Source organism: Nocardia farcinica, assembly GCF_029867845.1.
Classification (GTDB): domain Bacteria; phylum Actinomycetota; class Actinomycetes; order Mycobacteriales; family Mycobacteriaceae; genus Nocardia; species Nocardia farcinica_A.
The window spans coordinates 1-2,259 of the sequence record NZ_JARWRU010001201.1; the positions used below are offsets into that span (position 1 = coordinate 1).

The 2,259-nt window shown below is 60.4% G+C and carries 1 protein-coding gene; it reads right to left on the bottom strand.

Annotation, left to right across the window (positions count from 1 at the left end; translation table 11 throughout):
- A partial coding sequence (dpdE, locus tag QH283_RS26720) for a protein DpdE (protein ID WP_348538319.1) occupies positions 1–1,950 on the bottom strand: 1,950 nt, incomplete at its 3' end.
- Between the last annotated feature and the right edge of the window lie 309 nt (positions 1,951–2,259).

Consider the following 2,259-nt stretch of genomic DNA (forward strand, 5'->3'; position numbering starts at 1 on the left):
GAACACCACCTCGGCCTGTTGAAAGTTGCGACCGACGTCGCCACTCTCATCTGCCACGAGGACACCACCCGACGCCAGCCACGCTTCAACTGCTCGCTGCCGATCGTCTCCCGAAGCCTCGGCGAAGTGCTCCAGCACGGCGACGGAGTCGCGGCCCATCGATCTCAACTGTGACGAAAGAGTGGCTGCGAGGCGTCCCCTGCCGCAGAACACGACGACGCGCTGACTCGGTTTGATCTTGCGCAACAGGGCGAGCGCCAACGTTCGAGGTCCGTCGGCCACCTCCAAGCACCGCAATCTATCAAGGAGAGCCCGTTCGAACGGCAACGGCGGCGCGCTCCGCAAGCATGCCAGGTCGCTCGGCGAGAAATCGCCATTGTCGACCCCCGAAACCCGAACTTCGAGGACGGCGGCCATGTCGTCTGCGGTGGCGGCACCGAGTTTGGTTACGAGCATGCCGGCGATACGTGCATAGGGCAGCGACTCCAGACCGTGGTCGAGAATATGGTCCGCTGCCTTCCGCAACCACTCGTCTACTACGCCGACAGTAAGCGCACCTTCGGTGGTCTCCACTCGAAGCACGTTCGGACGCCGCCGCCCTGTGAACTCGAACGGAGTCATCGTTCCTTCGTCATCCAATGACTGACGCTGAACAGTGTGCCTACGGTTGCGGATGACCCGATGATGGAGACGGTAGGTCTCGGCCACATGTGTGCGGACAACGCCGACGGAACGCAGAAATGCGTGCTCGTCGGCAACAGTACCTTCTGAGTATGTAGCCAAGGAGTCCGCGATCGCCGCGTAGAGCAACTCGTCCTGGGGAAGCAATCCCTTCAGCCGATCATAGAAGTACTCGACATCCTCGGGATCCTCTGGATCGGGTGCTTCCAGTCCGGTGATCACCTCCGCCAGTTCGACTCTCGACTCGATCAGTCGCTCGAACTGTTCCTGTTCCTCCCAACGAAAATGCTCCGGGTCGAGCAAGTGAAGGAGCGCGAGGTGGTGCACAGCGCGTCTACCGAATGGTGTTGCCGTGATCAGCAGGATTCTTGGAACCGCCTGGGCGAGTTCTGCCAGGAGTCGGTACGGCTCTTCATCCCGAGTTTCAACAGCAGCGAGCAGATGCACTTCATCGACCACCAGCATGTCCGCGCCGGCAAACTTACGCCATTCTTCCGGCTGCTCGTGGGAGCGAACGGCGAAAGGCAATCGCCCGTCATAGGTTGCGAAGTCGTCGAGATAGAACTTCTCGAGAAGTTCCTGCCGCCATTGCTCCCTCAGAGCATCCGGCACGAGCAAACCGACACGCCGTCTCGGGTCATCCAGGAGCAGTTGACGGATGACGAATCCAGCCTGAATGGTCTTTCCCATTCCCACTTCGTCAGCCAGCAGGTAGCGCTGAACCGGATCATTGATGATACGCAGAGCGGCGCTCACCTGGTGGGCATGGATCTTCACCCCGGACGACGTGATGCCCGTAGCGGACATCGACGACGCCCGGTCCGAGAGAAGTGCGTAACGCACCTCCTTCCTCGCATCTCGGAACCGCGGGGTCTCGTTGGCCTCACTGATGAGCACCTGCAGTGGGTCGTGTACCGGTCGCTCCCACCGCACTCGAAGGGCATGCTCAGGCACCGGATGATCAACATCCTGATTGGGAAAGCGAATGAAATAGGTGGGTGACTTCCCGCCGATTACCCGACCCGCGAGCCAACCTCCGCCGTTCTTCGGGACGAATACACGGGTCTCCTTGTCGAGGAGAACCCGGCGGAGATCCCTGACCGAGACCCACTGCGACCCGACGACCGGTTCGGCTGCTGACTCGAAGAAGTCCACGCGCACTTGGTCCGCGTGGACAGCAGCGACACGTCCGATTCCCGGCGCACCACCGAACGTGACCAGGACCCCTACAGCATCCGACACGTGCCGCCACCCTTCGCCACTACACACCCTTCACCTTATGACGAGAACCATAAGCCAATAGGGGGCGAGCTTAATCGTATAGAGTCGTCGCCGCAGTCCTACGTTCGATTGACCCATGAGTAAGTGTCACGTGATGAGTCTTTCCCGGGTGAAGGACGTGGGGCATGAGAAGGTGGGATGCAGTTGGCAGAACTGAGTGAGCCTTTTTCATCCTTGCTGAGCGGCTCTGAGTTCGCGGTGCTGAAGGACGTGGATGGCCTTGACGAGTTGTCCGGCCTTGTAGGGACAGCAGCGGAGTTTACGCAGCACACGCCAGCTTTTCAGTTGGGCGATCGC